The 2511-nt window shown below is 70.0% G+C and carries 4 protein-coding genes; all 4 read left to right on the top strand.

The window, feature by feature from the left end:
- On the top strand, window positions 1-230 hold a 230-nt coding region (locus VIM19_09210; protein ID HEY5185057.1), incomplete at its 5' end, for a transposase.
- Window positions 231-273: 43 nt separating this feature from the next.
- The gene (locus VIM19_09205; protein HEY5185056.1) at window positions 274-1695 is read left to right on the top strand and encodes a cytosine permease; all 1422 of its coding nucleotides are present in this window, start codon (window positions 274-276) and stop codon (window positions 1693-1695) included.
- Window positions 1692-2153 (top strand): nucleoside deaminase, encoded by a 462-nt coding sequence (locus tag VIM19_09200; protein HEY5185055.1) that lies wholly within the window; start codon window positions 1692-1694, stop codon window positions 2151-2153. The genes VIM19_09205 and VIM19_09200 overlap by 4 nt, the downstream gene beginning before the upstream one ends.
- Window positions 2154-2206: 53 nt before the next feature.
- The coding region (locus VIM19_09195) for a nitrilase-related carbon-nitrogen hydrolase (GenBank protein ID HEY5185054.1) at window positions 2207-2511 on the top strand (305 nt) is incomplete at its 3' end.

The following is a 2511-nucleotide window of genomic DNA, read 5'->3' as shown; positions in this document are numbered from 1 at the left end:
CCAACTTGCGGGTCCCGTTCGACAACAACCAAGCCGAACGAGACATCCGCATGGTCAAGCTCCAGCAGAAGATCTCCGGCGGCTGGCGCTCCGACACCGGCGCCGAGGCCTTCCTCGACGTCCGGTCCCACCTGTCCGCCGCCCGCACACACGGCCACAGCGCCATGGTCGTACTCCGCGACCTGTTCACCGGTCAGCCCTGGATCCCCGCGATCGGCGCGAGCCCATAGCCGTCGGCACCTAAACAGTTACCCCCGACCGAGAAAACGGACAATGAACCCACTCGAGGAAGAGCTGGTCGACGCCCCGGAAGTACGTGAGGGCGCGTACGGAACACGAGTTGTCGCGGTGGAGCCGGGGGCCGCCGAGTTCATCCCGCTGGAGGAGCGCCATGGGCGTCCCCATCAGCTGTTCTGGACCTGGACGTCGCCGAACTTCGAGTTCGCAACCGTCTTCGTCGGCGTCCTCGCGGTGGCCGTCTTCGGCCTGAACCTGCCCCAGGCGGTCGCGGCGATCGTTCTCGGCACCCTGCTGGGCTCGCTCACCCACGGCGTGCTCTCCGCGCGCGGCCCCGCCTTCGGGGTGCCGCAGATGGTGCTGTCCCGCATCTCGTTCGGCTACCGCGGCAACATCCTCCCCGCGGGTCTCAACGCGGTCGTCGCCGGTATCGGCTGGTTCGCGGTCAACAGCGTCAGCGGGGCCTTCGCGCTCAGCAGCCTGACCCACTGGTCGGACAAGCTCTGCCTGGTGATCATCGTGGCCATCCAGATGGCGGCGGCCTTCTTCGGCCATAACCTGGTGCACGCCTACGAGCGCTACGCGTTCCCGTTCCTCGCCGTCGTCTTCGTCATCGCCTCGGTGATCGTGCTGTCCAAGGCACAGCCGGGCGCGGTGCACGCCAGCGGCGGGATCGGTGGCTTCCTGCTGACCGTCGGCGCGACGTTCGGCTACGCCGCCGGCTGGAACCCCTACGCCAGTGACTACACCCGCTACTTCCCGCCGCACACCTCCCGCAGGGCCACCGGGCTGTGGGCCGGTGCCGGCATCGCCATCTCCTGCATCCTGCTCGAGACCGTCGGGGCCGCGGCCGCGACGATCCCCGGCGCGAACTGGGCCAACCCGACCACGGCGTTCACCCACGACCTGCCGTCCTTCGTCGCCGACCTGACCCTGTTGGCGATCGCCCTCGGAGCCATCGCGGCCAACGTGCTGAACATCTACTCGGGGGCGCTCAGCTTCACCACCTTGGGCATCAAGCTCCCAGTTCGGGCCAGCCGCGCGGTCGTCGCCGTGGTCTTCGCCATGGCCGGGTTCGTCGTCGCGCTGAGCGGGCTGCACGACGCCGGCTCGAAGTACGAGAACTTCCTGCTCGTCATCGCGTACTGGATCGGGCCCTGGCTGGCCGTCTTCCTGACCGACCAGCTGCTCCGCCGCGGGCACCACGTCGGCGACCTGCTGTTCGACCACCGGCACCGCAACTGGGCCGGCCCGGTGGCCATGGCGGTCGGGATGGTCGTGTCGATCTGGCTGTTCAGCAACCAGACCGAGTACGTCGGCTGGGTCCCCAAGCACTACCCCTCGGTCGGTGACCCGACCTTCGAGGTGGGCTTCGTCATCTCCGCCCTGCTCTACGCGATCTTGTTCCAGCCGAGTCGGGCCCGGTCGGCGGCGGAACCGGCCACGGTGCAGGCATGAGCGCCACCGTGGACGACCTGCAGCACCTCCGGCTGGCCATCGAGGAGGCTCGTCGGGGCCGCTCCGAAGGGGGGATCCCGATCGGCGCGACCCTCGTGGCCGACGGCGTCGTGCTCGGCTCGGGCCACAACCAGCGGGTGCAGCTGGGCAGCGCCATCCGGCACGGGGAGACCCACGCCCTGGAGAACGCCGGGCGGCTGCCGGCCACGGCCTACCGGCGCTCGACCATGTACACGACGCTGTCGCCGTGCGACATGTGCACCGGGGCGATCCTGCTCTACGACATCCCGCGGGTGGTCATCGGCGAGAACCGCACCTTCATGGGCGCCGAAGACCTGCTGCGCTCACGCGGGGTCGAGGTCGTCGTCATCGACTCCGACGAGTGCACCGCGATGATGGCCGAGTTCATCGAGGCCGAGCCGGCGCTGTGGAACGAGGACATCGGCGAGCCCGGCTGATGCCAGGACGACGGAGTAGATCGCCCGAGGAAGGCGGTGGCAAGATCGCCGACGTGCCCGCTGCCAGCCTCCCCTCGACGATCGTTGCCGCGTCCTGCCAGCTCGAGCTGGCCATCGGCCAGGTCGACGCCAACCGGGCGGCAGCCGCGGCTGCGGTCCGCAGCGCCGCCGACGCCGGGGCCCAGCTGGTGGTACTCCCCGAGCTGACCCCCAGCGGGTACGTGTTCGAGTCGCTGGCCGAGGCCGTCGCCCTGGCCGAACCGCTCGACGGGCCCACCGTCCGGTCCTGGTCCCGGCTGGCGGCCGAGCTCGACCTCGTCGTCGTCGGCGGGATCTGCGAGGCACCCCCGGACGGCCG

It is taken from the genome of Actinomycetes bacterium (assembly GCA_036510875.1).
GTDB lineage: Bacteria > Actinomycetota > Actinomycetes > Prado026 > Prado026 > DATCDE01.
This window is presented reverse-complemented; position numbering and strand designations above follow the sequence as displayed.

Coding starts and splice junctions, on each gene's coding strand:
- VIM19_09205 (HEY5185056.1), top strand. CDS start 274: ATGAACCCACTCGAGGAAGAGCTGGTCGACGCCCCGGAAGTACGTGAG.
- VIM19_09200 (HEY5185055.1), top strand. CDS start 1,692: ATGAGCGCCACCGTGGACGACCTGCAGCACCTCCGGCTGGCCATCGAG.